Annotated in this window: 26 protein-coding genes and 3 tRNA genes; 11 read left to right on the top strand and 18 right to left on the bottom strand. The window is 55.0% G+C overall.

What is annotated here, in order from left to right; translation table 11 throughout:
• Positions 1-16: 16 nt before the first annotated feature.
• The 5 genes from RBB44_RS15805 to RBB44_RS15785 form a co-directional block, all read right to left on the bottom strand.
• Entirely contained in the window at positions 17-820 is an 804-nt protein-coding gene (locus RBB44_RS15805; RefSeq protein WP_133947151.1) for an amino acid ABC transporter ATP-binding protein, read from the bottom strand.
• Between the two features lie 67 nt (positions 821-887).
• Positions 888-2,039: an amino acid ABC transporter permease gene (locus RBB44_RS15800; RefSeq protein ID WP_306148642.1), complete on the bottom strand. Its 1,152-nt coding sequence runs from the start codon at positions 2,037-2,039 to the stop codon at positions 888-890.
• A gap of 10 nt (positions 2,040-2,049) precedes the next feature.
• A complete protein-coding gene (locus RBB44_RS15795; RefSeq protein ID WP_371932272.1) occupies positions 2,050-3,255 on the bottom strand; it encodes an amino acid ABC transporter permease in 1,206 nt (401 codons plus the stop codon).
• 245 nt (positions 3,256-3,500) lie between these two features.
• A complete protein-coding gene (locus RBB44_RS15790; protein ID WP_209002198.1) occupies positions 3,501-4,517 on the bottom strand; it encodes an amino acid ABC transporter substrate-binding protein in 1,017 nt (338 codons plus the stop codon).
• Between the two features lie 392 nt (positions 4,518-4,909).
• Complete coding sequence (locus RBB44_RS15785) at positions 4,910-5,926, bottom strand: amino acid ABC transporter substrate-binding protein (protein WP_306148641.1); 1,017 nt, start codon at positions 5,924-5,926, stop codon at positions 4,910-4,912.
• A gap of 231 nt (positions 5,927-6,157) precedes the next feature.
• Between RBB44_RS15785 and metC the strand changes: the two genes are divergently transcribed.
• Both metC and RBB44_RS15775 read left to right on the top strand, forming a co-directional pair.
• Positions 6,158-7,333: a cystathionine beta-lyase gene (metC, locus tag RBB44_RS15780; RefSeq protein ID WP_306148640.1), complete on the top strand. Its 1,176-nt coding sequence runs from the start codon at positions 6,158-6,160 to the stop codon at positions 7,331-7,333.
• 100 nt (positions 7,334-7,433) lie between these two features.
• The gene (locus RBB44_RS15775) at positions 7,434-8,285 is read left to right on the top strand and encodes a PhzF family phenazine biosynthesis protein (protein ID WP_306148639.1); all 852 of its coding nucleotides are present in this window, start codon (positions 7,434-7,436) and stop codon (positions 8,283-8,285) included.
• Between the two features lie 43 nt (positions 8,286-8,328).
• Here the strand turns inward: RBB44_RS15775 and RBB44_RS15770 are convergent, their stop codons facing one another.
• From RBB44_RS15770 to RBB44_RS15755, 4 genes are all read right to left on the bottom strand, one after another.
• On the bottom strand, positions 8,329-8,643 hold the full coding sequence (locus tag RBB44_RS15770) for a lipid-A-disaccharide synthase N-terminal domain-containing protein (RefSeq protein WP_008191718.1): 315 nt from the start codon (positions 8,641-8,643) through the stop codon (positions 8,329-8,331).
• Between the two features lie 63 nt (positions 8,644-8,706).
• Positions 8,707-9,468, bottom strand: coding sequence for a glycosyltransferase family 2 protein (locus tag RBB44_RS15765; protein WP_306148638.1), 762 nt, complete (start codon positions 9,466-9,468; stop codon positions 8,707-8,709).
• Between the two features lie 9 nt (positions 9,469-9,477).
• Positions 9,478-10,374, bottom strand: a complete 897-nt coding sequence (locus RBB44_RS15760; RefSeq protein WP_166672638.1) for a phosphatase PAP2 family protein — start codon at positions 10,372-10,374, stop codon at positions 9,478-9,480.
• Positions 10,361-12,076, bottom strand: a complete 1,716-nt coding sequence (locus tag RBB44_RS15755) for a glycosyltransferase family 39 protein (RefSeq protein WP_306148637.1) — start codon at positions 12,074-12,076, stop codon at positions 10,361-10,363. The genes RBB44_RS15760 and RBB44_RS15755 overlap by 14 nt, the downstream gene beginning before the upstream one ends.
• 240 nt (positions 12,077-12,316) lie before the next feature.
• On the opposite strand from RBB44_RS15755, the gene RBB44_RS15750 reads away from it, so the two are divergent.
• A complete protein-coding gene (locus RBB44_RS15750) occupies positions 12,317-13,153 on the top strand; it encodes a phosphodiesterase (RefSeq protein WP_306148636.1) in 837 nt (278 codons plus the stop codon).
• 2 nt (positions 13,154-13,155) lie between these two features.
• On the top strand, positions 13,156-13,719 hold the full coding sequence (locus RBB44_RS15745; RefSeq protein WP_306148780.1) for a CAP domain-containing protein: 564 nt from the start codon (positions 13,156-13,158) through the stop codon (positions 13,717-13,719).
• Positions 13,720-13,755: 36 nt separating this feature from the next.
• On the opposite strand, the gene RBB44_RS15740 is transcribed toward RBB44_RS15745, so the two are convergent.
• Positions 13,756-15,042, bottom strand: a complete 1,287-nt coding sequence (locus tag RBB44_RS15740; RefSeq protein ID WP_306156130.1) for a YcaO-like family protein — start codon at positions 15,040-15,042, stop codon at positions 13,756-13,758.
• 359 nt (positions 15,043-15,401) lie between these two features.
• Between RBB44_RS15740 and RBB44_RS15735 the strand changes: the two genes are divergently transcribed.
• Entirely contained in the window at positions 15,402-15,692 is a 291-nt protein-coding gene (locus RBB44_RS15735; protein WP_133947141.1) for a hypothetical protein, read from the top strand.
• 214 nt (positions 15,693-15,906) lie between these two features.
• Entirely contained in the window at positions 15,907-16,056 is a 150-nt protein-coding gene (locus RBB44_RS15730; RefSeq protein ID WP_306148635.1) for a hypothetical protein, read from the top strand.
• 4 nt (positions 16,057-16,060) lie between these two features.
• Here the strand turns inward: RBB44_RS15730 and RBB44_RS15725 are convergent, their stop codons facing one another.
• A complete protein-coding gene (locus RBB44_RS15725; protein ID WP_306148634.1) occupies positions 16,061-18,085 on the bottom strand; it encodes a BTAD domain-containing putative transcriptional regulator in 2,025 nt (674 codons plus the stop codon).
• A gap of 114 nt (positions 18,086-18,199) precedes the next feature.
• On the opposite strand from RBB44_RS15725, the gene RBB44_RS15720 reads away from it, so the two are divergent.
• A complete protein-coding gene (locus RBB44_RS15720) occupies positions 18,200-18,505 on the top strand; it encodes a hypothetical protein (RefSeq protein WP_209002195.1) in 306 nt (101 codons plus the stop codon).
• A 314-nt stretch (positions 18,506-18,819) separates the two neighbouring features.
• Here RBB44_RS15720 and RBB44_RS15715 read toward each other — a convergent pair.
• Together RBB44_RS15715 and RBB44_RS15710 are read right to left on the bottom strand one after the other, a co-directional pair.
• Positions 18,820-18,896, bottom strand: a tRNA-Arg gene (locus tag RBB44_RS15715).
• Between the two features lie 112 nt (positions 18,897-19,008).
• Positions 19,009-19,314 carry an ETC complex I subunit gene (locus tag RBB44_RS15710; RefSeq protein WP_133947138.1) on the bottom strand — a complete coding sequence of 102 codons (306 nt, stop codon included), beginning with the start codon at positions 19,312-19,314 and terminating at the stop codon, positions 19,009-19,011.
• Positions 19,315-19,740: 426 nt separating this feature from the next.
• Between RBB44_RS15710 and RBB44_RS15705 the strand changes: the two genes are divergently transcribed.
• Positions 19,741-19,989, top strand: coding sequence for a hypothetical protein (locus tag RBB44_RS15705; protein WP_306148633.1), 249 nt, complete (start codon positions 19,741-19,743; stop codon positions 19,987-19,989).
• Between the two features lie 28 nt (positions 19,990-20,017).
• The gene (locus tag RBB44_RS15700; RefSeq protein WP_306148632.1) at positions 20,018-20,533 is read left to right on the top strand and encodes a hypothetical protein; all 516 of its coding nucleotides are present in this window, start codon (positions 20,018-20,020) and stop codon (positions 20,531-20,533) included.
• On the opposite strand, the gene RBB44_RS15695 is transcribed toward RBB44_RS15700, so the two are convergent.
• The 5 genes from RBB44_RS15695 to RBB44_RS15675 form a co-directional block, all read right to left on the bottom strand.
• Positions 20,505-21,218, bottom strand: a complete 714-nt coding sequence (locus tag RBB44_RS15695; protein ID WP_306148631.1) for a hypothetical protein — start codon at positions 21,216-21,218, stop codon at positions 20,505-20,507. The two genes, RBB44_RS15700 and RBB44_RS15695, sit on opposite strands and share 29 nt — an antisense overlap.
• A 204-nt stretch (positions 21,219-21,422) precedes the next feature.
• A tRNA-Pro gene (locus RBB44_RS15690) sits at positions 21,423-21,499 on the bottom strand.
• 126 nt (positions 21,500-21,625) lie between these two features.
• Positions 21,626-22,123 carry a DUF192 domain-containing protein gene (locus RBB44_RS15685; RefSeq protein ID WP_306148630.1) on the bottom strand — a complete coding sequence of 166 codons (498 nt, stop codon included), beginning with the start codon at positions 22,121-22,123 and terminating at the stop codon, positions 21,626-21,628.
• A gap of 88 nt (positions 22,124-22,211) precedes the next feature.
• Positions 22,212-22,793: a cold-shock protein gene (locus RBB44_RS15680; protein WP_008195514.1), complete on the bottom strand. Its 582-nt coding sequence runs from the start codon at positions 22,791-22,793 to the stop codon at positions 22,212-22,214.
• A gap of 146 nt (positions 22,794-22,939) precedes the next feature.
• On the bottom strand, positions 22,940-23,710 hold the full coding sequence (locus tag RBB44_RS15675) for a Sir2 family NAD-dependent protein deacetylase (RefSeq protein WP_306148629.1): 771 nt from the start codon (positions 23,708-23,710) through the stop codon (positions 22,940-22,942).
• 52 nt (positions 23,711-23,762) lie between these two features.
• Between RBB44_RS15675 and RBB44_RS15670 the strand changes: the two genes are divergently transcribed.
• Together RBB44_RS15670 and RBB44_RS15665 are read left to right on the top strand one after the other, a co-directional pair.
• A complete protein-coding gene (locus RBB44_RS15670) occupies positions 23,763-24,203 on the top strand; it encodes a VOC family protein (RefSeq protein ID WP_306148628.1) in 441 nt (146 codons plus the stop codon).
• Positions 24,204-24,374: 171 nt separating this feature from the next.
• A tRNA-Glu gene (locus tag RBB44_RS15665) sits at positions 24,375-24,450 on the top strand.
• Positions 24,451-24,642 lie beyond the last annotated feature (192 nt).

Below are 24,642 nucleotides of genomic sequence, written 5' to 3'. Positions count from 1 at the left end.
GGTTCGCCAGGATCCGTCAGTGATGAAGGATCTGGCTGAGGAACAATTTCGTCCGCTCGTGCTGCGGATTGGTGAAGAACTCTTCCGGCTCGTTCTGCTCAACGATCTGGCCGGCATCCATGAAGATCACCCGGTTGGCAACCTTACGGGCAAAGCCCATTTCGTGAGTCACGCAAAGCATGGTCATACCTTCTTCAGCCAGACCAACCATCACGTCGAGCACTTCCTTGATCATCTCCGGATCAAGCGCCGAGGTCGGCTCATCAAACAGCATGATTTTCGGGTTCATGCAGAGCGAGCGGGCAATTGCCACACGCTGCTGCTGACCACCGGAGAGCTGACCTGGGTATTTCAGCGCCTGCTCGGGGATCTTGACCCGCTCAAGATAGTGCATCGCAATATCTTCAGCTTCCTTCTTCGGCATCTTGCGAACCCAGATCGGTGCCAAGGTGCAGTTTTCAAGAATGGTCAGATGCGGAAACAGATTGAAGTGCTGAAAGCACATGCCGACTTCACGGCGGATCTCGTCGATCTTCTTCAGATCATCGGTCAGTTCCGTACCTTCCACGATGATCTGCCCGGCCTGGTGTTCTTCCAGACGGTTGATGCAACGGATCATCGTTGACTTGCCGGACCCGGAAGGGCCGCAGATGACGATCCGTTCGCCGGACATCACACGCAGGTTGATGTCGCGCAGCACGTGGAAGTCCCCGTACCACTTGTTCATGTTCTTGATTTCGATGGCGACGTCCGTGTCGGAGACCTTCATCTTGGTGCGATCGGCAGCCAAGTCATCGTCGCGTACAGCGTTTTCGGTCATTGATTTACTCCAAGAGTGTCTTTGGACCGGGGCGCAGCGATTTCATCCCGCGCGCCCCGGAAGAGCGTTATCGTTTGTGTCCGGTGTGCAGCTTCTTCTCCATATAGATGGAATATCGCGACATGCCGAAGCAGAACACGAAGAAGATGATCGCTGCAAAAAGGTAACCGGTATGGCCCTGGCTGGGTGTCGACCACGTCGGATCCGTGAAGGACGACTGAATCTGGCCAAGAAGGTCGAACATGCCGACGATCAGAACCAGTGTGGTGTCCTTGAACAGGCCGATGAAGGTGTTGACGATCCCCGGGATCACAAGCTTCAGAGCCTGCGGCAGGATGATGAGATACATCATCGGCCAGAACCTAAGACCAAGCGCCATTGCGCCTTCATACTGCCCCTTCGGGATCGCCTGAAGACCGCCGCGGACCACTTCTGCCATGTAGGCTGCCGAGAACAGCGTCACCCCGATCAGAACCCGCAAGAGCTTGTCGAAGGTCACCCCTTCCGGCAGGAAGAGTGGCAGCATCACCGAGGACATGAACAACACGGTAATCAGCGGCACACCGCGCCAGAACTCGATGAAGATGATCGAGACCAGCTTGATGATCGGCATCTTGGAACGGCGTCCAAGCGCGAGCGCCACACCCAAGGGCAAAGACGCCACGATACCTGTCACCGCAATGACCAAGGTCACAAGCAGACCACCCCAAACTGCAGTCTCGACAATCGGCAGAACAACGTTGTCGCCGATGACCAGACCGGTCAGCAGGAAGTAGGCAATGATCGGGAACACCACAAGGAAGAGGATCGCGTTGATCTTCTTGAACGGTGCGCTCGGGATCGCCAGTGGCACTAGGAGCAGAGCAAACAGCGCGTAAACGATGTCCACCCGGTAACGCTCTTCAACCGGATACCGGCCATAGATGAATTGCGGGAAGTATGCTTCGACATACGCCCAGCAAGCGCCGCTATGGCCGCCATCTTGGGGCAGACACGCTTCACGATTGTCGCCGGTCCAGACCGCGTCGATAAACGCGAACTGGATAAACGGCGCGAGCATCGAATAAGCGAGCAGCACCCCGATCACGGTCAGAATGGTGTTGCCGATGGACGAGAACAGGTTCTGCCGCATCCAACCGATGACACCGGTGGTGGAGATCGGCGCCGGCAGGAGCGGCGCCTCTTCCGTTCGAACTTGGAACATTTCAGATTTTGACATGTCGCTCTCCTTACCGTTCCACGAGCGCCATGCGCTGGTTGTACCAGTTCATGAAGGCTGAGGTGATCAGACTGAGCGACAGATAAACCGCCATCCAGATCGCAATGATCTCAATCGCCTGACCGGTCTGATTGAGAACAGTACCGCCCACGGATACGAGATCCGGGAAGGCAATGGCCACAGCAAGGGACGAGTTTTTCGTCAGGTTCAGGTATTGGCTGGTCAGCGGCGGAATGATGACCCGCATCGCCTGCGGAATGACCACAAGACGAAGGGTCGGACCGTTACGCAGGCCTAGAGCGTGCGATGCTTCGGTCTGGCCGTGGCTGACAGCCTGAATGCCTGCCCGGACGATTTCCGCGATGAATGCAGCCGTATAGATCGCGAGAGCAGTTGTCAGAGCAAGGAACTCGGGGATCAGGTTGAAACCGACACCCAGCTCAAAGCCGCGGCGCAGGATCGGACCTGTTTCGACGAAGTTCGGATGCTCAAGATACATCGGCATTCCGGTCACGAAATAGGTGATGACCGGCAACCCAATGATCAATCCGAGCGCTGTCCAGAAGACCGGGAATTGCTGTCCTGTTTCGTCCTGGCGTTTACGTGCCCATCTGGAGACCACAACCGACGCGACGATACCAATGATCAATGCAATGCCGATAAACCCGGAGCCGTCTTCCCAAATGGGCTTGGGCATCCGCAGCCCGGCAATGTTCAGATGGAAGGTGTCAAACAAGGACCACTTTTCCCGCTTGCCCGGCACCGCGCGCAGAACGGCGAAGTACCAGAAGAAGATCTGGAGAAGAAGTGGAACATTTCGGACCAGCTCGACGTACCAATACGCGATCTGGTTGATGACCCAGTTGTTGGACAGCCGCGCAATACCAACGACAAATCCGATGATGGTCGCAAAAAAGATCCCGACGACTGCGACCATAAGTGTGTTGAGAAAGCCAACGAAAATCGCCTGGCCATAAGTAGACGTTTCGGCATACGGAACCAAGGATTGGATGATGCCAAAACCGGCCGTATTTTCAACGAAACCCCAACCGGAGGCAATGTTCTGCCGCTCCAGGTTGGCTACCGTGTTCGTCACTATGAAGTATCCGAAGAAGACCAAAGCTGCGATCAGGAGTGCCTGATAAAACAGCCCGCGTACCTTCGGATCATTCACCAGCGAAGCACGCGCCGGCGCCCCCGCCGAGTCCTGCTCCATGACTGACATAGAACCTCGCCCAAGTTATCACGCCCGGCATATGTGGCAGATCAAGTGTCCGCAAGCCGTGGACGTGGCGTCGTCTGCTTTCCATCTCAACGCTTGTTCAGCGTCCCCTATCGGCAGAAAGCAGGTTTGTTCCCCGCGCACTGTCCGGATGATTTCCGGTTATTTTGGCGCAGAATTTATTGAGGGTTCCGGCAGTCATGCCGCCGGAACCCCAAAAACCTCTTTAAATCAGAGGATTAGCGTACCGGCGGAGCGTACAGGAAACCACCGTTCGACCACAGAGCGTTCACGCCGCGGGAGATGCCGAGCGGAGTGTCCGGACCGACGTTGGCATTGAAGCTTTCTTCGTAGTTACCAACGTTTTTGATGATGTTGTAAGCCCAGTCGTTGGACAGGCCGATGGCCTCACCGAATGCACCTTCAGCGCCCAGCAGACGCTTGACGGACGGGTTGTCAGAACCCTTCATTTCGTCAACGTTTGCAGAGGTCACGCCCATTTCTTCGGCGTTGATCATTGCGTTGAGGGTCCACTTAGCAATGTTGAACCACTCATCGTCGCCCTGACGAACAACCGGACCAAGCGGCTCTTTGGAAATGATTTCCGGCAGAACCATGTGGTCGCCCGGGTTGGTCAGCTTCAGGCGCTGAGCGTACAGGCCGGATGCGTCCGTGGTGTAAACGTCACAACGGCCAGCGTCGTATGCAGCGACAACTTCGTCAGCTTTTTCGAAAGCGACGATTTCGTACGGCATGTTGTTCGCACGGAAGTAGTCAGCAACGTTCAGCTCGGTGGTTGTACCGGTGTTGGTGCAGACAGATGCGCCGGACAGTTCCAGAGCAGAGGTCACGCCCAGATCCTTGCGGACCATGAAGCCCTGACCGTCGTAGTAGTTGACGCCAGCGAAGTTCAGACCAAGCTGAGTGTCGCGGGACATGGTCCAGGTGGTGTTCCGGGACAGAACGTCAACTTCGCCGGACTGCAGAGCAGTGAAGCGCTCTTTAGCAGAAAGCGGGGTGAATTTAACGGCAGAAGCGTCGCCGAACACTGCAGCAGCCATTGCGCGGCAGAGATCAACGTCGAGACCGGTCCAGTTCCCCTGTGCATCCGGGTTTGAGAAGCCCGGCAGACCCTGGCTCACACCACACTGGATGAAGCCTTTGCCCTTGACGTCTTCCAGCGTCGTCGCACCAGCAGCTGTCGCAGCGACACCCATAGCGGCGCCGAGTACGAGCGGAAGGATTTTGTTAGACATGGATATGCAGCCTTTATTTGTTACCCATAACTTTTATTTAGCTGGCCGGTATGAGTTGATGTCCTCTTCGCCCGACATTGCGGGCAAATTCCAGCGCAAAGCGCTGGTTCCTCCGGAAATCATCCCCCCGATCCAACAGCCCCCATACGATGGCATTTGCGTGTTCGGGTCAAGTACTTGCTGACGATATCTCGTTAAAATTCTCGGGCCGAAGTAGGAATACGGTTACCATGGCTGCACAAAACGCGAACATGTCTAGTTTCGCCTCATTGGCTGCCCATTACGTAATCATTCGTTTTTGTTCGCTAAGGCTTCGTCCCCTACGGAAAGACCTGAAACGCCGCAAAGTGAGGTCCGATGCACTCGTGTAAAAGCATCGGACCAAGGCCTTTTTACCGAACCGGTGGGGCGTAAAGAATACCGCCGTCCATCCAGGACGCATTCAAACCTCGCTCAATTCCAAGCGGGGTATCAACACCAACGTTGCGCGCGAAGATTTCTCCGTAATTGCCGACCGCGCTTATGATGCGGACGGCCCAGTCCTGATCAAGTCCGAGCGCACCGCCGAAGTTGCCTTCCACCCCAAGCAGCCGTTTTACAGCTGGATTATCGGAAGATGCCATGTCTGTGAAATTTGCCCGGGTCACACCGAGTTCTTCTGCGTTAATCAGAACGTTCAAGGTCCATTTCGCAATATTGAACCACTGGTCGTCGCCCTGCCTGACCACCGGGCCCAGTGGCTCTTTTGAAATGACCTCTGGCAAAATCATGTGCTCGGACGGATTGGTCAGCTTCAAGCGGTTGGCGTGCAGACCCGATTTGTCGGTCGTATAGACGTCACACCGGCCAGCATCATAGGCTTGTGTCACCTCATCGTTTTTTTCAAAGGCAACGACCTCGTACTCCATGCTGTTGACCCGGAAGAAGTCGGCGACGTTGAGTTCCGTCGTGGTTCCAGTCGCCGTACAGACCGAGGCGCCGGCAAGTTCCATGGCCGATGTAATCCCAAGCTCCTTGCGGACCATCATCGCCTGGCCGTCGTAGTACATAACACCGGCGAAGTTGGCGCCAAGGTTCGTGTCACGCGACATAGTCCATGTTGTCGTGCGCGACAGAACATCAATTTCGCCGGATTGTAGAGCCGCGAACCGTTCAGGTGATGACAATGGCCGGAACTTGACTGCAGTCGGATCCCCGAGAACGGCTGCGGCAATCGCTCGGCAGTAGTCGACATCCAGTCCACTCCAGTTCCCATCGCTGTCCGGGTTGGAAAACCCGGGATTGCCCTGGCTCACACCACAGGTGAAGTAACCGTTCTCCTTGACCTGCTCGAGTGTTGACGCAGAAGCGGGAAAGGCAGCGCCGGAAAAGGCGGCCGCAACCACCAGGCTTTTGAAAGTGTTTTTCATTTTTCAGTCCTCCTGAGGCGCGAAATAGGGCTCGCAAATCCCTGCCTTTCAAAGGACCATTGCAACAAATCACGAATACCAATGAAAAAATGTCTTGGGAAAAACAGCGATTTGACGCAATTTCGCGATCAGAAAGCCGATCGGCGCATCACATGATCAGCTCGTTGGCATTGAGCCGGTGCTGAGTGCCGACATGGAAAAACAAAACAGCCAAAGCGGACTAAAGGATAGATGACGAATACGACGGACAATAAAAGAAGCATTGAAACCGTTCTTGCGCACAGCGGCCGGGATCCGTCCGGGTTCCATGGGTTTGTCAATCCGCCAGTCGTCCATGCCTCCACAGTGCTCTATCCCGACACCAAGACCATGGTGACGGGCGCGCAGACGTACTCCTATGCACGCCGCGGCAATCCAACCACTGATTCCCTTGAAGACGCCTTGAAGGAAATTGAAGGCGCGGCTGGCGTGAAACTGGCCAACTCCGGCCTGAACGCCATAGCGTTGGCGATTTTATCCTGCGTGAAGGCAGGCGATCATATGCTGATCGCCGATACGGCTTACGGCCCGACCCGTCATTTTGCAGATACCGTCCTGCCAGGCCTCAACGTCGAAGTTGAGTATTACGATCCGGCTGTTGGTGCGGACATCAAATCGCTCTTCAAACCGAACACCACTGCAGTCTTTACTGAGGCCCCAGGCTCCCTCACCTTCGAAATGCAGGACGTTCCAGCAATTGCGGCAGCCGCGCACGAAATCGATGCGACCGTGCTCATGGACAACACCTGGGCCAGCCCGCTCTATTGCCAGCCAATTGCATTCGGCGTTGATCTCTCCATTCAGGCGGGCACGAAATACATTGTCGGCCATTCAGATGTCATGCTCGGCACGATCGCTGCCAGCGAAAAGGCGTGGCACAAACTGGACACGCTCCATGGCGCAATGGGCAGCCATGTCGGTCCTGACGATGTCTATTTGGGTTTGCGCGGGCTTCGAACCCTGTCGGTCCGCCTGGAGCGGCATCAGAAAAACACAGCTGTGGTACTTGATTGGCTGAAGGCGCAGTCCGCCATCAGCGCGATCAGATATCCAGCGCTTGAGAGCGATCCCGGCCATGAGATCTGGAAGCGTGACTTCAGCGGGGCGTCGGGCCTGTGCGGTTTCGACTTTGCGACTGGGACAACACAAGGCCAGGCCTATGCGTTTCTCGACGCCCTGACCCTGTTTGGTCTCGGATATTCCTGGGGCGGATTTGAAAGTCTTGCGATACCGGTTCGACTGAAAGGCATGCGTTCGGCGACAAATGTAGATCCGGATCTTCACTCTGTTCGCCTTCACATCGGCCTTGAAGATCCAGAGGATCTGATCAGGGATCTTGGCCAAGCACTCGACAAGGCTTTCGCATAATTGATGGATTCCATTAACAAGTTTCATGGATGGAACCTGTTGTGATCAGTCTTGCTTGTCACAAAATGGTGGGAACCGAAAACACACAAAGGCTCCCACCATGGACATTCAGCGCATTTCCGCATTTTCAGATGGCGACACCGGCGGCAATCCGGCCGGTGTGCTCATCAGTAACACGCATCCGTCGGTCGAAGACATGCGGGCCATCGCAGCGGATGTCGGCTTTTCCGAAACCGCATTTGCTGCGCCTCAAGGCGACGGGGCCTGGCGGGTCCGCTATTTCTCGCCGCAATCAGAAGTGCCGTTTTGTGGTCACGCGACCATCGCACTCGGATCCGCCCTCACCCGCGAATTCGGTCCAGGGCGCTACAATCTGAAGCTCAACGAAGCTGAAATCTCCGTGGAAGGCGCGGTCTCAGGCGAACTCGTGGAAGCCGCCCTCCAATCTCCGCCGACAAAAAACCAACCAGCACCGGATGATGTTGTGAGCGAGGTTATGGATCTCTTCGGCTACACGAAAGATCAGATCGATATCCGTATCCCGCCAGCGCTCGTCCACGGCGGCGCAGATCATTTTGCGCTGACGCTTAACTCACGCGAGGCCGTCTCGGACATGACCTATGATCAGGAAGCGGGACGTAAACTGATGGAAAAGCATGGGTGGGTTACGATTCTAATCGCCTTCAGCGAAACGCCACAACTCTTCCATACACGCAATGCCTTTGCCTCGGGCGGGGTCTATGAAGATCCGGCAACTGGGGCTGCCAGCGCTGCCTATGCCGGATATCTGCGGGACATTGGTTGGCCGCATCAGGGCCGCATCGAAATCAATCAGGGATTTGACATGGGGCATCCCAGCCGGATCGTTGCGGAGATCGGATCTCAAAAGGGAAGTTCGATCCGTGTTTCCGGTTCGGCCCGGGTCATGAACGAAAGCGATTTCACAGACTGATCACAACCTAATCACTCAAAATATCACACGAACTACGGCGCGGTCAGATTGCAGGATCGCGCCGTTTTTCCTTGAAAATCAGCCAAAGGTTCCGGAAGTAAATCACCAGTCCGAGTCCCTGCCCCAGAATGATGATCGGCTCCTTCTTGATCACACCGTATGTGAACAGCATGATCCCGCCGGCAATCGAAAAGAACCAAAAAGCGATCGGCACAATGGATCGTCCGACACGTTCGGATGCCATCCATTGAACAACAAAGCGCATCATAAACATTGATTGCGCAGCCAGACCGAAGATCAGCCAAAAATCAAACTGTGCAATGAAGACTGCATGAAACCAGTCTATGAGGGCAGCCATGTCGAATTCCAGTTACCTTGATACGCCAGCGGCGCGTTTCTGCTCGGAAATTGTGGCGTCAAATCAGGTCAATGGCCGGACAACCGGAATTTTTTTGCGGCGGCGGCGCAACCACCACACACCAAACAAATCCAACACTCCGACCAACGCCCGGTCGAAGATACCGTATTTCGAGGTCCCGTGGCGCCGTTGCCGGTCTTGAACGTCAATATGCACCACATTGTATCCTTCGCGGATCACCAATGCCGGGAGAAACCGGTGCCAGCTGTCAAAATACGGAAGCTGAAGGAAGACCTCACGGCGCAGCGCTTTGAGACCGCAGCCGCTGTCGCGGGTGTTGTCCTTTAAGATGGCGCCCCGCAGTTTGTTCGCGAACTTGGAGGCATACCGTTTTGCAAGACTTGCTTTCCGGCCCAGTCTTTGACCTGCAGCAAGCGCAGCAGACGGCCCTGCGGCTTCAAGTGCATCGAGCAACTGCGGGATATATGCGGGATTGTTTTCCCCGTCTCCATCAATGGTGGCGACGACGTCACCACGCGCATGCTGAAGTCCGGTGCGTACTGCACAGCTCTGACCGCAAGACTTTTCGTGCCGAACCGGACGCAGCCAGTCATGCGTTGCCGCGTAGTCCTGAAGAACAATGTCGGTACCGTCAGATGATCCGTCGTCGATCACAATGACTTCAAACGTCCGTCCGCTGAGTGCCGTTTCAATCTCATCCAGAAGAATGGCAAGGTTCTCTGCCTCATCTTTGGCAGGAACAACCACGGTGACGGCAATCCCGCCCTTTGTCGCGGCCAAGGCCTCCAAGTAACTCTGTGTCATGACATCCACTCAGTCCGCCTCGTTGGCCGCAGCCCGGCCTGGAACGATACGCTGCGCTCCGCGTTGTCCGCGCAAAACCTGCCAAACGGCTCGCGCGCTTGCCTTGGCCGAAATGGCGGTCATGTTCGGAACGATATTGCCGTTTTCCGCGATATGAAAACCGATCCGGCGCCGGGCCATGGCACGCACGGTGAAGAAGGTGAAGGTCATGCCGAGCAGTGTGCCGGCAATGACGTCACTTGGGTAATGCGCACCCGCCATCACCCGGGAGAATGCAAGCCAGAACGCACTGACAACAATCAACCACCGGTAAGCCGGGAAGATGAAATAAAGCGCAGTCGCAAGGGCGGCGACTGTTGTGGAATGGCCGGACGGAAAGCTCGTGAACTTGCCGTGAAAAGCAAGGAAATCAAAATGAACGGGGCCGAACTCTTCGTACAATTTCGGACGCGCGCGCCCAAGGCTCCACTTGATGATCAGCACCACAATCCCGGACGCTGCGACCGTGTAGAAGACGAACGCCGCATAGGTGAAGACGGCGCCGATCGCCATCCGGATCCGGAAAGCATATCGGCCGGCGTCGAGCGCGAGCAGAAAGAGACAAGGAACACCCGTTGAAATCAGGATCCAGTCTGCCTTACCCAAATCAGTGAATGAGCGGAAGGCCGTCCGGTATTCGTTCGGCAGTGAGTTCAGCCAAGGATACGTCGGCGCATCAAAGGCAACGACTGCGACACCCACCGTTAAAAGAAGAACAGCAAGGATATCTTGTGGCCGTTGGCCCGGAGGCAATGTCCGCAACTGAGCGGTACCGCGCTCCTTGCGATTGGAATAAAGAATCATGGCGCGCCGGGCATTGCCGCGCATCCGTTCCAGCACCCATTTTATCCGACTATTGCTGCTCATTGCCGCCTTGTGTGTCTGTTGCGTCCGCGGCCGACTGATAGAGCGCAATATCGACATCATCGCCGCCGTTGATATTCAGGCCGTCTACCCTTTTTCGCACCACGGGGACAAGACCCTTCTCCTTGGCTGCGGCCAAAAACGCCTCTTCATGCCGGCTCTCGATTGCTGCGATCCGGCAAACACCACTCTCTCCCGCCTTAACTTGCGCGAGGAAATCGGCGGCTTCAGCCTCCGGCACGATCTTGGTGTTGGTCCCTTCCAGGAAGATAAAGCTCGGCTCGTGGAAGCCGGTCGTGACCACTTGCCGGGCATCCCGATTTGCGCACCCCGGGATCTCGTCCATCGCAGTCACAAGCCTCGGACTAACCCAGATCGTGGTCAGTGCCGGTCCTGAAAAACCCCATACACCGATGGCAACGCAAATTGCGGTCAGCGTTGTGGCTGGCAGAGCATAGAGCGCCGGTCCACGGAGCAGACGGGTAGCGGCAAAGACGGCAAAAACTGCGCCAATCCCGGTGACAATCGCCCCTGGAGGTGATGGCCAGATACCAAGCGCAAACGGGCCTCCAAAGGCGGCGGCCGCAATTCCTATGGCGGGCACCGCCAACAAGATCGCCGCCACCCAACGTAGCCATTTCGCCGTTTGGAAACCGGCGCCTTCGATCAGGGCCGCCGCCACAGGCAAAATCAGTGCAGGCATCAAGGGCATGGTGTAATGCGGCAGCTTCGTCGCAACGAGTTCAAACACCACCCAGCTTGGGAAGAACCAGCAAGCTGCAAAGATCACCAAAGGGCTTTTCCGCTCGCGCCACATCATCGGCAAAGCAATCAGGAAGAATGCCGGAAGCGGCCAAAAGACACCAAACATGGCACCGAGATGGGTCAGCGGCGGGGCCCCATGCCCTTCCTGCCCTTCAGACACCTTGCCGAGTAGATCCTTGCCGATCGCTTCTGTAAAGAATGTGCCGTCTGTTGCGATCCAAATGGCGACGAACCAAGGCAGAACAAGCAAGAAAAACCAGATGAAACCGGCCAGCGGGACGGCCCCCTTGAACCAGCTCAAATTGCGGCTGGTGATGATCAAGCCAACAACCGTGAACCCGACGACCATCGGGCCAACTGGTCCCTTGACCAAGACACTTGCCGCAAGCGCGGTCCAGAACACAAAAGCAAGGCCCCAAGCCCTATCGGAGCTGTTCCTCAGCCAGAGCCGCGCGAGAGCGCCCTGAGCGATAACAATCGTTGCAAAAAGGGTGGCATCGGTTTTCGCAAGCCGCGCTTCAACGCCAAGGATAATGGCAAGCACAACAAAGGAACCAGCAACAAGCGCTCCTGAGGGGCCCATGAAGGCTCTTGCCAACCAAAACACTGCCACAACGCTCAAGGTCGCGCCGATAATGGACGGCAAACGATAGACCCAAAGCGCAGCCGATGCATCATGGCCTGTCAGTTTGACGGCAGCCGCCTGCAGCCAATAAATGCCAACCGGCTTCTTGTGACGCGCCTGATCCTGGAAACGGATATCGACATAGTCGCCAGTTTCGAGCATTTGCTTGGTCGCTTGCGTGAAACGCGGCTCATCGCGGTCCAGAGGTGGTACAGTCCACTGACCTGGAACGAACAAAACAAGCGCTAACGCGAGCAGCAGGAGCGGTGCAGTTACATCATGGCCGAAGATGCGCAGCCATATCGGCTTTTTCATTTGATTTCCGGACTTTTCCGGATCCTGCTCCGGTTGCGCGCTGTTTGCCGCTGCCGATTGCGTTTCTGCCATTACGACCCGATTCCGCGAGGATCAAACGGGCTTGATCCCAGCCTTTCAAAAAGAATGTGTGTGCATCTCCTACATGAGCTTTTTGAAAAGGGAAACACTGCTTGCACCCAAACTCTGTGAAGCTATCGTCATGGGGACGATTCCTCGCAACATTCCTTTGGCAATCATATGGCACTCATTGCACATATTACCGATTTGCATCTTCGTCCGCGCGGACTTGCCTGCTATCGCGTCTCCGATACCAACATGCTGGCGGAACGGGCGATCCCGGCCTTGAATGGCCTGACGCCACGCCCGGACGCAGTCGTTTTGACCGGAGACCTCACAGACAAAAGCGATCCGCGGGAATATGCACTTGCCCGGCAGACCCTGTCGCGGCTCGCCATGCCAGTGTTCATGATCCCCGGCAATCATGACGGCAGCGCCGATATGCGGCGCGAGATGTCCGGGTTTCCGGGCATGGACGGCGACGTAGAGGGCAAGCTCTGCTACACCGCCGAAATTGGCGATCTCCGGCTTATCGCGCTTGATACGAACATCCCCGGAAAACCGAATGGCAAACTCGGCACACCGCAGCTGAAATGGCTGTCAGATCGTCTCTCGGAGGACAATCGGCCGACGCTTATCGCCCTCCACCACCCGCCTGCCCTCAGCGGCATTCAGCACATGGATGCAATCGGCTTGAATGACGCCGGTGCGCTCGCAGAGGTGATCGGCCCGCATAAGCACATTCAGCGGCTGCTTTGCGGCCATTTGCACCGCCCGATCATCGCGGAGTTCGCAGGCAAGATCATGACGCTCGCCCCCAGTACGGGCCACCAGGTCGTCTTGGATTTGACCGAAGATGGGCCGCCGATGTTCAACTTCGAACCGCCCGCATATTTCCTTCATCACCATACGCCGCAAGCAGGCACAGTGACCCATATGGCCTATGTCGAAGCATATCCCGGACCGCATCACTTCTTTGCCGATGAGGGTGTTTCCTGGCCCGGAGATGACGCGTGACAATGATTTTCGGCAGCCAGAAAAACAGAGCTATTCAGTGCCTGCGCACCCTGCCCTTGGTCTTGCTCCTTGCTTTCTTGGCAGGCTGCGGTGCGCTGCCTGGCGGTCAAGGCGAATTGGAAGACCGGCCGGTCTTTACAGATGTCGATGTCAGCACCTCTTCTCTCATGGCGATGGTGAATGCCTATCGCGCAAAGAATGGTCTTCCGGCCTTGCGTCACGATCCGGCGCTTGATGGTGTCTCGCAAGATATGGCGCGGCATATTGCCAAACGCGACAGCATGGACACCTGGCAGCACAGCGCCTTCGGTCTTTCCCAGCGGCTCGACAAGGCGCGGTACCCGAATTACGCAGCTGCAGAAAATCTGGGTGCCGGCTATGCGGATCTGCCTGCAGCTTTCCGCGGCTGGCAAGGTTCCGAAGGCCACAACAAGAACTTGCTCAATCCGTATGTGACGCGTGTAGGAATTGCCCGCACCAATCGCAGCAATGGAAAATGGCGGAATTTCTGGGTCATGACGCTGGCGCGGCCGCAAGCCGACGGCCGGCCGGTCCCCGTCAATTAACAGACTGCAACAGGATCAAAGTGCTCCTGAGCATGACTAGAATGGGAACGGGCGCTCTGAGAAGACCTTTTCCCGTTCAGGTTCAGTGCGCAGTCCGCGCTCGACCACGCCTATAAAGAGCCTGTCTTTGCCAAACCGCGGCTGCCAGGTGCACAATTCGGGTGAGAACAGTTTGATGCAGGGCACACCAAGATCCGGACGTGTCGCATCAAACTCCCAAACTGTAATTCCCTTCTGCCGCAAGGCCTCCAACAATCCGTCATAAGTAAAGGCTTCGGCTTCAGAAAAAGAAGCCGCTACCGAGGCTTCTCCAACTGGCCAATCATCCAGGATCGATCTCTCGCGGGCATACCGAAGCTGAGATGGAATTTTGCTGCCTTGCTCATGGGGACGATCTGGGTACGCAGTCTCCATCGCAGACAACGAGATTTCTCCCTGCAGCATTTCGGTGATTGCTCCGAACATCGCTGATCCGAGATCCCATTCGGCACAAGCACCAAACGCTGCCGCGTGACCATCGTTGCGGTGAGAAATGGCAACGGCCACGTGGACCGGCAGATCAGTTTCGACCCTGCAAACCGTTGTCTTTCGGTGGCGCTCAGACAGATATTTCATCAAGTTGTCAGAAATTTTTTCGCGCAAAACCGGCCTGGGTACCACTGTTATCCCCAAGCGGTTGTACCAAGCCTGAGCCACTGCATCGCGCTCTGCAAGCTCTAACAGAGCCCGCTCCCGCGCGCCTTCTAAGTCAGACCAGACCGCACACCCAACTGTTGACGAAACGCCCACCGTGAGACCGTGTTCGAGAACAACTTCTCCGAAAAGCGCCGCGAATGCAGGTAGCCGCGCCTCAGTCCCGTTCAACAAATTACTTACGCGAACAAGACGATTACTCAACTTACTCCAATCTAATGCAGAACCACGGGACTCCCGCCCCAACTCCGTTCGCCTGCGAAGCAAATCACTCATCTGGGCCTGACTAAATCCCAGTATGGAAGCAAGATCTGCTTGAAACTCACCCTTCGTAACGCCAACAACCCGCGGATCGTCTTGCCCAAGAGAACAAAGGGTTAATCTTTCAGCAACCTCCCCAATACAACTAATAGATGCACCTACTTTCGTATTTGCTTGCCCACCGGCAGCAAAGGACCCAGTCGCCTTTGCCGTACGCTGCTCATCAGAGTTTTGAGGCGTAACAACAGCGGTACAAAAATGGATTGGACAGCTTGGAAGAGAGACAGGCACCAGGCGAACCCGGCCGGCTCGCAAGACCAGCTCAAACAGCCGGAGAGCCTGCTCGGCATCCGGATTGACCGGTCTCACATCTCGCTCCGTGCCCGCGATCAGACCCGTACTCACAAGCCCACTCAGAACCTCTGGCATAAAACGCTGCATCGCTCCCCCACAAAAAAACGTTCTGCGACTAAAGCATTCCTGAGAACATGATCAAGTATATTTTTTGATCAACAGACTCATTAGAAATTGTGAAGCGGTAGCATTTACGCTTTTCTATTGTTTTACAAAAATATTGATGCATTGTTTTTGTGCAGGATCAAGTAGTCGAAATGCGTTGTTACTTACAGTACCGATACAACGTGATTACTTTCCAGTTTCGGGGCTATTATTACTTTTGCCGCCGACAAATTTGAAAAACATACAACCGAATAAACTGGAGGCTTAGCATGCACACTCTTTCAACTACCAATCGCGAACTGGCCATTGGTTCGAAACTTGGTGAAATCATCCAGAACTCAACAGAACGTGCCAAGTTTGCCGAACACCCGGAAGCCGCGCTGTCGGAGCTCGGCCTCGCAACAGATGTAAAAATCTACGCCGACACCGCGGACAAGGTGCATCTGGTCATCCCGGCAAAGATTGATGAAGCACGCGTTGCAGCAGGTGATGAAACTTATTTCGAAGAGCTTGGCCGCTTGGCGTTGGCGAGCTGTCATTATGAAGAAATGCCGGACTGATCGACGACCGATCTTTCTTGCACCTGCGACCGGAGGCCACCAACTCCGGTCGCAATCTTTAACCGCACCCACAAGGTTTTCCCCGATGGCCAGGTTTCCTCATTACCGTAGCAACGTCGTTGCACTCGGTCAGCTGCTCGCTCTCGCTCGGACGGATAAGGAAGTGCGTCGAAAGCTTATCCAGAATCCAAAGGATGAATTACGGAAAATTGGTTTGCCAGAGCATGCTGTGCAGTTGATGGATTTTGAGGTTGTTGACGCCACACAGGCCAAGACGACAGTGCTCCCCTATCGCCTGGATCAGAAGAAGATCGATCAGGCAGATCCCGGTTACCTTGTCCCACTTGCCCGTCAGTTTTCTTGATCAACTAGATCGCAGCCCTGTCGCCAAAGAAGTATCTCTTGACCAGCTGAACACCGCGGTCATATGAGGCGCGTGTTTTGGGGTCTTGGAAGAAGTTGATACGTCGCCCCCACTCATCGGGGTCGCCCGTACCCAGCCCAGCCTGATCGATTACCTTGGCCAAGCTTTCGCTATGCCGGCTCAAAAGATCCAGTGCTTCGGCATCTTTCCCTGCACATACAAGTGCAGCGACTCGTGTTGTCAGCCCAACAATGCTCTTGTAGGACGCGCGCTCAATTATTTTAGCAGCCGTTTCGAAATCTTCGGATGCGAAAAAAACCAGAGAGTAATACTCGTAGAAGACCCGCGGCACGGTTGTGAACAGGTTCATCGCCTTTTCCGCTTTGCTCCGAGCAAGCTCAACCTCACCAGCAAATGCCAAACCTTCAGCAGCTGAAATCAGATTGATTGGATCGACGCTGTTCAAACGAATGGCCTGCATAAACGACCGGCGCGCCTCATCAGCCAAGCCGGACTGGATAAGCGCCCACCCATGAGTTCTCAGGTTAATCGGCTGCCACGGGTCCAGTTTCACGGCATGTTCGCACAGCGCCATTATCTCATCCCACGACAGGACACTGTCGCGATCCTCAACCCGGTAGTGCAATAGCTGTTTAATGTTCACCAAGGCCTTTCCGGAGTACGACATTGAGAACGTGCTATGGCGTTTGGAAATCTCCTCCAGGATTTGCAATGCCTTCCGGTCAGATTTCGGATCAAACTCCACCATCAAGGCTTCCGCCTGGCACCACCGCGCAAACGCAGAACTGTTTTTCGGATTCCGAAGCTTGTTTGTCACGTGACTGTAGATGCGACCTATTGTGTGACTGGCCGCATTCTCAATACCATCCCACTCTTGCAAGTCGACGACTTCGCTGAACACAATCCGTCCTTCGGCACGGTCCTCAAACTGGATCAATACTCTGCCGGAACGATCATTATGTTGAAAACGAAGTAGAAAATTTCCTCCATCGTCGCCCTGAACCAGCACGGGCGGAGGTCCTTCAGCATCGCCGAAGTAATCTGATTGAAAGAGATCAAAGGACCTATATGCGGAAAGACCGCTGACAATCTCCTCGCGCAAGTAGATTCCATCGTTGGGCGCAGTGCGAGCCAACTCGGACGAAACAATCGAAATCTTGGGGAAATGAATAACATTGTCCGACCCGTGATCCACGACCGTGACATCGCTTCCATCCGGATCTTGCCAGAATTCTGGGTTCTGCGGCCTGCTCAGCACCAATTGCGCATTTGACGGGCCTGAGCGCGCAGTTGCTGACAACAAATCCCGGGTTTCCTGTTCCGGCACACCGTCCAACTCTGACAGCTCGCGCTCACAGGCCCGCAATTGCTGTTCCGCCCGCTCCCGTTGGCCGCGGTGCAGGTAGATCTGGATCAGCGCGCGGTGGGCCGGTTCAAAGGCGGGATCCATATGCAGAAGGAAGTGGGCGGCAGCTTCCGCCCCGGGGGTGGCAGCAGCGACAACTGCGCCAGAAAGGTGTTTCAGCGTGGCATCCATCACCTCATCCCGGATGCGCTGACGCTCGATCAGCAGCCAATCCGTAAAGACAGGATCGATATCCTCAAAACCAGTCAGATAATCGCCACGCCATAAAGCAATCGCGGTGTTGAAATCCGGTGAATCGGAGGTGTTCAGCAGGTCCAGGAGGAACGCCAGATCAGTAGGCAAGCTTCCCGCATAAATTTGAATATGCCCGCCTTGGGTTTTGACCACATCGAGCCCGGCAATTTCTTCTGCCGTTTTCAACTGTTTTAAGGCCTGGCGAAGCGATTGCATCCCCCGGTGTCCGGTCGCACTGCTCCAAAGAAGATCGGCGACGGCTTCGCGGGATGCGCTCAAGTCACTGATACGGCTGACATAACCGAGGATAGCAAGTGCCTTGCGGGTTTTGGTCGCGACAGGATCGCCGTCTGCCCCCTTCAGCATCGGCCGCCCGAGACCCGCAAAGTGTGGAACTGGGATCGTCACCGTAAGACTTCCTTCACTCACGTCATTTTTGACAGCGGCCACACAACCCAGAATGCAACGCTGCGTGATATACACGAAGACTTTATCACGCTCGTTTCACGCTTCAAGAACAACATGGCGATCTTGAAAGGCTTCCAGAGTGCAGGAATCCTCCAAAAGACAGCAACACTGGTGGGTGGTATTATGTCTCAGTCCAACGTTAAAACAGATCCAAAACTTGATCAGGAACCTCCCGTAGAGGCCATCAAGCGTATGATCCGTTATACGCAAAAGGAAGCTGACAAAGACGGTCGGACCTTTTGCTCATATTTCCTCGATATGGCGCTTCAATCCCTTGAAGACGGCAGCGAAGATCTCGACACTATTCTGAAGTCCAAGGTAACCCCCTTGATGGTCAATCAAACCAGCACGGGCACCTGAAACACTGGCCCCATAGCTATCTTGGCTGCAGCGCTTCTGGTCCTCACTGGATCGCGGCTTGTCCAGCTTCAGTGCAACGCTCCAAAGACTGACCGGGACCCGGGATCCCGGTCTTTTTTCGTTTCAAAGCTAAGTGCGGTCAAAAGGGGCTCAATGCAGTTGAAGACTGGATCGATCTGCGTTCGAAGATCATAAGTGTTCGATTTTTCGCAACTGAAGACGACCGCTTCCTGGCACTACTAAAACTGAGGTTGTTAACCGTGAGAGCCGGTCCAAAAGCTTCATATCTTTGAAAAATACACTATCAGAAATAATGGCGACCCCGGCAGGATTCGAACCTGCGACCATTCGCTTAGAAGGCGAGTGCTCTATCCAGCTGAGCTACGGGGCCGTGAGCTCGAGATTGCTGAGCCCTTTGTGCGGCAAAGCCGCCAATCCTGTCGATATCAAAACGATCATTTCAACAATCATTTTTGTTTGACGACAAGGACATCACTGCCGGCTTAGTGCGTCCAGGGCGCGACGCGGTCGAACTTGAAATTATCAGCGTAGGCAGCACCTCGTACCACACGTGCCTGCGATTTCTCTACACGATATGGGATGCCCTGGCGCTTTGCATAAGCGACGGCGTCTTCCTGGCTTTCGAACACCATGCGCACTTGCTGCTTCATATCCGAAGACGACGTGTAACCCATCAAAGGTTCGACGGACTTGGCCACCTCCGGTTCAAAATCCAGAACCCATTTTTGCGTTTTGGCCTTGCCGGACTGCGTCGCCGTTTTTGCCGGCTGGTAAATGCGCGCGACCATAGGTCTTATCCTGTGCTCAGTTTGACGTGTGGCAGATCTTTAATGAGCTTGTTCCCTCCTTTGGTCCGGAAGTCAATATCTGCCGTCTAACTGCGCTGAGTTCGCGCGCTAATTTACAGCGCACCTGTGGCGAACTCATGTTACGGCCATGACCGGATTGCCGGGAAAAAAAGAACCCAAACAGAAACGACGCTTCGCATGCAATGCTGAGTTAACGATGTGAAAGAAATTGGAGAACCAGTTGCGTTGCATTATGGCGCAAAAACACAACCTATGCTATCTCCCTGCCTGGAATGAGAAAGTTACGAGTGCATTCTGCCGTTAAGTTCTGCCACCCGAATTGTTTGGCAAATAAGAACACCGGCAAAAAATGGTGTCCGGGATCCGAAAGGCTGATCCGCTCACCCAATAACAGGAAGGCCAGTCATGCAACATCACTTTCAGAACCTTTTTGGTTTTAAGAGCGATGATCAGATTTCTTTTGAGCTGCCTGAAACAACTCGCCTGGACCCAGTTGGATTGCGCGCTGATATTGACGCTGCAAACCTCAGCGAGATGTGGACCATGATTTTAACACTCGACTACGCCGTTGAAGACGTTGCCGACCTCCCGCCTGAGAAACAGGAAGAATTCTTGAACGTCATGTCCTTGTTGCTCACAGCGTTCAATCGGTAAGGCGAAACGAAAAGGGTACCGTAATACTGTGCTGACACGTCCGGCATCTCAATTCACAGAGCTTGGGACCAAGGTTATAGAACAAGGCCTTGCAGACCCAAAACTGTCTGAATTCTATGAATCAATTCTATCCGCGTCGCACCAGGCCACACCCAGCTCTCTCAAACCTTACATCAATTATTTGAGCCTGTGTTCCGACAAGGTTTCAGACATGGAGCCGCCTCCGATTTTCTATGTTGGACGCGAATCCAGTCAACGGCTGCTGTTCGGCGATCAGTGGGCAAACCCGCAAGCCTCGAGCGGTCCGGCAACCGGATTGCGCACACCTGATCCGGAATTGGAAAAAGCTTCAGCTGACGCCTATAAAGCGGCGCTCAATCTTCAGCCCTATTACGGTTACGCACGCACCCGGATCTCACTTGACGGCGAGACATACGAAATCGCGTTCGAACGGCTGATCGTCGGGATCAGGCCTGCGCCAACGGCAAGTTATCAGATTTGCGCCTACTTCGGCGTTATTCAGGATCTGCAGCGCCGCCTGTAGCCGCTATCGTCCGTGCTAGGCCAATAAGGTCGCTGCGGGTGGAATACACCAGCCAATCATCCGGGCGGATGTGGCCGGGCGGCATCTCCCAATGAGTGCCACGGGGCACGAACCGCCGATACCCGACCCGGATGCCAAACCCTTTTTCAGCGGCAGTCGCCGCCATCAATCCATAGAGATAGTCAGGCGACCATTTCAAAAGGGCCACAAGAAAGCCAAGTTGGGTCAAGGGCTCAGCAAGCCCTTTGCCGCGGACATCCCGGCGCAGCCACAAATTGCCGTGATAAACAATCTTCCCCCGGAGGAAATACGCATCGTGGGCATGTTCGTTGCCGAAACGGGCTTGCGGATTCGGATCGACAAATATCCGCCGCTGCTGTTGCTGCCAGTGTTCTGCAAGGCTCCGGTCCTGGAGATCCTCAACCTTCGCGGCCTGAAAGGAAACGACATTTCCTCGATTGTCATACGCGCCGATCCAAAAGGCGGTTGAACCGTGGAGATCGAAAAACCGGGGCGAAAAGTCCTCCATCAGATACTTGTCTTCAGTCTTCCGGATGGTCTTTTCGAAGAGACCAAAATCGCTGCTTTCCCTAACAGTCAACCCGCCGTCTGAAATTAGCGCCTTTACAACGGCGATCGCCGCGGCCACCTCCAAGGTCGTTTGGTGTTTTTGATCGTTGTTCATCTCGCCCTGCCTGCCTCGGGCAAAGCGGTCCCGCCGCTTCTCTCCCGGTCCCCAGACAAAGTTGAGGCACCTCTGAGGGATGCACAAGGAAAAGAACACAACTTCCCCGATTTCCTCAAAAACGCAGCTTTGATCAAACCAAATTCCAGACAAACAAAGCGTTTGCTGGTTAGCCGTCATAATAGTTTTTATAGAGAGAGAAAGTGGTCGGGGCAGCAAGATTCGAACTTGCGACCCTCTGGTCCCAAACCAGATGCGCTACCAGGCTGCGCTATACCCCGACGGCTGGTTCGGGCGGTGTATCCGCGTTTGCTTCGTTCGTCAAGTAGCGAAAGTAACGCCCTGAGCTCATGCTTGTGGACAGTCAATTTCAGAGCTGTGATGCACTTCCAAAGACACGGGCTTCGTCAGGCGTCGTTCAGTCCCATCGAGCCGGCAACCACTTCGTCTCCCGGTATGATGCCAAGCTTGGCCGCAGTTCCCGCATTGAGCTCAAGAACGAATTTTGCTGGCGCGCCGGACGGGATGACTTTCTCCGAATACGGCGTGGTGTCCGCTGCTATGCTGACGATCTCCCCTTGAGAGGAAATGAAAATGATATCGAGCGGCAGCGGTGTGTTTTTCATCCAGAAATGGCGCTCGAATTCGCCGTCGAATATGAACAGCATACCATGTTCGGCTGCCATTTCTTCTCGGAACATCAGCCCCTTCGCCCGCTGCGTATCCGTTGAAGCCACTTCCACCGTGAACCGATGTTCGTTCGCGCCAGAAATGACGGTCAGCTGCTCGGTTGGAAGCGTTTGACTGTTCCCGGCAAACGACTCGTTGCTGACGGCGTTCAAAAGGATGGCAAAGCCTACACACAATGCCAGGGCAACGGATCGGGGCAATTGGTACGCGTTCATGAGAACTCCGGTTGCGACAGGTCCTACCCAGTTACACCATTAAAAAAGGCCGGAACATGTCCGGCCGTAAACTGTGATGTATCCCGGTTCAATGAGACGCTGGAATGTGGGTTCCGCTTCCGACCGGTCGAATCTCGGCAGCCATACGTCCCTTCGGACCGGTACCGAAGCGCACAAGCACTTCTTGGCCAGGCCGAAGTTCGGTAATGCCATACCGTCGAAGCGTCTCCATATGGATGAAGATGTCTTCAGTCCCCTCACCTTGTGTCAGGAAGCCGAAGCCCTTCACACGATTGAACCACTTGACGGTCGCGGTCTCGAAGCCGGTCTCCGGGACCACCTGTACGTGGGTCCGCGAAGGCGGCAATTGAGATGGGTGAACGGCCGTACTCTCATCCATGGAAAGAATACGAAACGCCTGAAGACCGCGCGGCCGGTCCAAAACCTCGCACACGACACGTGCACCTTCGTAAGCGGTCTGGAAGCCGTCCCGCCTGAGGCAGGTCACGTGAAGCAGAATGTCTGTCTCGCCACTGTCCGGCACGATAAAGCCGTAGCCCTTACCGACGTCGAACCATTTAATCGTTCCGGCAACCTCGAATACATCAACGGCAACATCTTCCGTCAGGTCTTCGAGTGCGCGGGGATCCCGTGCGGCTTTAACCCCCATAATCAAATGTCCCGTCTCTGGTGCACATCTACCAGCTATGGGCCCGATAACCACGCACCCGACAGCTGATTCCTAACAAAAGGATAACACCGCACATTTCGCCGGAAAGAAAAATTAACAGACTAACCACAGACGATTTCAGCGATTTACGCCGATTTCATAGGAAAATTTGCGAAAGTCGCCGCGAGTGGAGTTCGCAAGATAGCTTTCGCGATCGAATCGATCGGCGTTTCTTCCCGGTTGAGAATCACAAGATCTGCACCGCTGCGGGCTGCGATAACGGGCAATTGCGCAGCCGGGTGTACCACCAGGGAAGACCCGAGCACGAGAAACACATCACAGGACTGGCATGCGTCCACCGCCCTATCCATTTCCTTTTCCGGCATGGCCTGACCGAAACTGATCACCGCTGCTTTCAAAAGCCCACCACACGCCGTGCAGCGCGGACTGGTCCCAGCCTCGACTGCGGTTTTTTGATCCTCCAGGGCGGCCTCACGGCCACATTCCAGACAAGTGGCAAAGGTAGAGTTGCCGTGCATCTCTATCAGTTTGCCTGCTGAAACGCCCGATCGCTGCTGCAATCCGTCGACATTCTGCGTGATCAAGGTGGACAATTGTCCACTTGCATCAAGACTGCTCAGTGCAAGATGCGCTGCATTCGGTTCTGCGTCCGAGAAAAACGACTGCATTTCGAACCGTCGGTCCCAGTCTTCAAGACGGCTCTCTTCAAAAGCCAGAAAATCCTGATATTGAACAGGAGCACGTTGAGACCAAATACCACCGGGTGACCGGAAATCCGGGATGCCGGAATCAGTTGAGATACCCGCGCCCGTCAACGCCACGATCGATCCCGTGGGCATTTCGGCGAAAGACGACACAAATTCCTGCGCTTCGGCCAGTTCGGTGATGATCTTCATGAGCCGGTCCGTTGCTCCATCAAATTTAAAACGCTACTAAAGAGGGTAAGACATGCGTTATTTGCACACCATGGTTCGTGTTTCCAATTTGGATGAATCGCTCGACTTTTACTGCAACAAAATGGGCATGACCGAAACCCGCCGCTATGAAAGCGAACAGGGCCGGTTCACTCTTGTGTTCTTGGCAAGCTCTGATGACGTTGACAGCGCGAAGGAAAACGCCCGTCCGGTTCTGGAACTCACCTATAACTGGGACCCGGAAGAATACACCGGCGGCCGCAACTTCGGTCACCTCGCGTATGAAGTCGACAACATCTATGAGTTCTGTGAAGCCTTGCAGAGCAAAGGTGTGACCATCAATCGCCCGCCGCGCGACGGCCGCATGGCTTTTGTTCGCTCCCCGGACAACATCTCTTTCGAGCTTCTGCAAAAAGGTCAGGCCCTTGAAATCAAGGAACCCTGGGCGTCTATGGGCAACACCGGCGAGTGGTGATCCGGCAAAGGGTATCCCCGCCGAGCTCAGACAAATGATTTCCGGCTGATCGCCGGTTTTCAACAAGCACAGGCCCGAGTTTCCGGGCCTGTGAAATTTTCTCCAAAAGGCACTTGCGGGCCAATCATTTCCCGCCTATAAGCCTCCCCACGACGCAACCGCGTCGACCGCGCGCCCATCGTCTAGCGGTCTAGGACGCCGCCCTTTCACGGCGGAAACACGGGTTCGAGTCCCGTTGGGCGTGCCATTTTCTTCTTCTTGCAAATCTCAACATCCTGCCTTGTTACGCTAAGGAAAGCGTGGCTTTTCTGCGAGAATTCGGCTATTGTTTGACCGAACTGAGGCAGGCGAAATCGGCAGTGATACTGAGTTTTTTGCGTTTTTAACCGTAACTCTGTCATTTCCGGCCTCTTGTGACACACATTACAGTCTGACAACG

Source organism: Roseibium sp. MMSF_3247 (assembly GCF_030733765.1).
Lineage (GTDB): Bacteria > Pseudomonadota > Alphaproteobacteria > Rhizobiales > Stappiaceae > Roseibium.
Note: the sequence above shows the minus strand (reverse complement) of the source record. Positions and strands in the feature narration are given on the sequence as shown.

Coding starts and splice junctions, on each gene's coding strand:
- RBB44_RS15770 (WP_008191718.1), bottom strand. CDS start 8,643: ATGGCTGCCCTCATAGACTGGTTTCATGCAGTCTTCATTGCACAGTTT.
- RBB44_RS15705 (WP_306148633.1), top strand. CDS start 19,741: ATGCAACATCACTTTCAGAACCTTTTTGGTTTTAAGAGCGATGATCAG.
- RBB44_RS15670 (WP_306148628.1), top strand. CDS start 23,763: ATGCGTTATTTGCACACCATGGTTCGTGTTTCCAATTTGGATGAATCG.
- RBB44_RS15760 (WP_166672638.1), bottom strand. CDS start 10,374: ATGAGCAGCAATAGTCGGATAAAATGGGTGCTGGAACGGATGCGCGGC.
- RBB44_RS15680 (WP_008195514.1), bottom strand. CDS start 22,793: ATGGGGGTTAAAGCCGCACGGGATCCCCGCGCACTCGAAGACCTGACG.
- RBB44_RS15790 (WP_209002198.1), bottom strand. CDS start 4,517: ATGTCTAACAAAATCCTTCCGCTCGTACTCGGCGCCGCTATGGGTGTC.
- RBB44_RS15675 (WP_306148629.1), bottom strand. CDS start 23,710: ATGAAGATCATCACCGAACTGGCCGAAGCGCAGGAATTTGTGTCGTCT.
- RBB44_RS15755 (WP_306148637.1), bottom strand. CDS start 12,076: ATGAAAAAGCCGATATGGCTGCGCATCTTCGGCCATGATGTAACTGCA.
- RBB44_RS15795 (WP_371932272.1), bottom strand. CDS start 3,255: ATGGAGCAGGACTCGGCGGGGGCGCCGGCGCGTGCTTCGCTGGTGAAT.
- RBB44_RS15685 (WP_306148630.1), bottom strand. CDS start 22,123: ATGAACGCGTACCAATTGCCCCGATCCGTTGCCCTGGCATTGTGTGTA.
- RBB44_RS15735 (WP_133947141.1), top strand. CDS start 15,402: ATGCACACTCTTTCAACTACCAATCGCGAACTGGCCATTGGTTCGAAA.
- RBB44_RS15710 (WP_133947138.1), bottom strand. CDS start 19,314: ATGGTCGCGCGCATTTACCAGCCGGCAAAAACGGCGACGCAGTCCGGC.
- RBB44_RS15785 (WP_306148641.1), bottom strand. CDS start 5,926: ATGAAAAACACTTTCAAAAGCCTGGTGGTTGCGGCCGCCTTTTCCGGC.
- RBB44_RS15775 (WP_306148639.1), top strand. CDS start 7,434: ATGGACATTCAGCGCATTTCCGCATTTTCAGATGGCGACACCGGCGGC.
- RBB44_RS15805 (WP_133947151.1), bottom strand. CDS start 820: ATGACCGAAAACGCTGTACGCGACGATGACTTGGCTGCCGATCGCACC.
- metC (WP_306148640.1), top strand. CDS start 6,158: ATGACGAATACGACGGACAATAAAAGAAGCATTGAAACCGTTCTTGCG.
- RBB44_RS15750 (WP_306148636.1), top strand. CDS start 12,317: ATGGCACTCATTGCACATATTACCGATTTGCATCTTCGTCCGCGCGGA.
- RBB44_RS15720 (WP_209002195.1), top strand. CDS start 18,200: ATGGCGATCTTGAAAGGCTTCCAGAGTGCAGGAATCCTCCAAAAGACA.
- RBB44_RS15695 (WP_306148631.1), bottom strand. CDS start 21,218: ATGAACAACGATCAAAAACACCAAACGACCTTGGAGGTGGCCGCGGCG.
- RBB44_RS15765 (WP_306148638.1), bottom strand. CDS start 9,468: ATGACACAGAGTTACTTGGAGGCCTTGGCCGCGACAAAGGGCGGGATT.
- RBB44_RS15800 (WP_306148642.1), bottom strand. CDS start 2,039: ATGTCAAAATCTGAAATGTTCCAAGTTCGAACGGAAGAGGCGCCGCTC.
- RBB44_RS15745 (WP_306148780.1), top strand. CDS start 13,156: ATGATTTTCGGCAGCCAGAAAAACAGAGCTATTCAGTGCCTGCGCACC.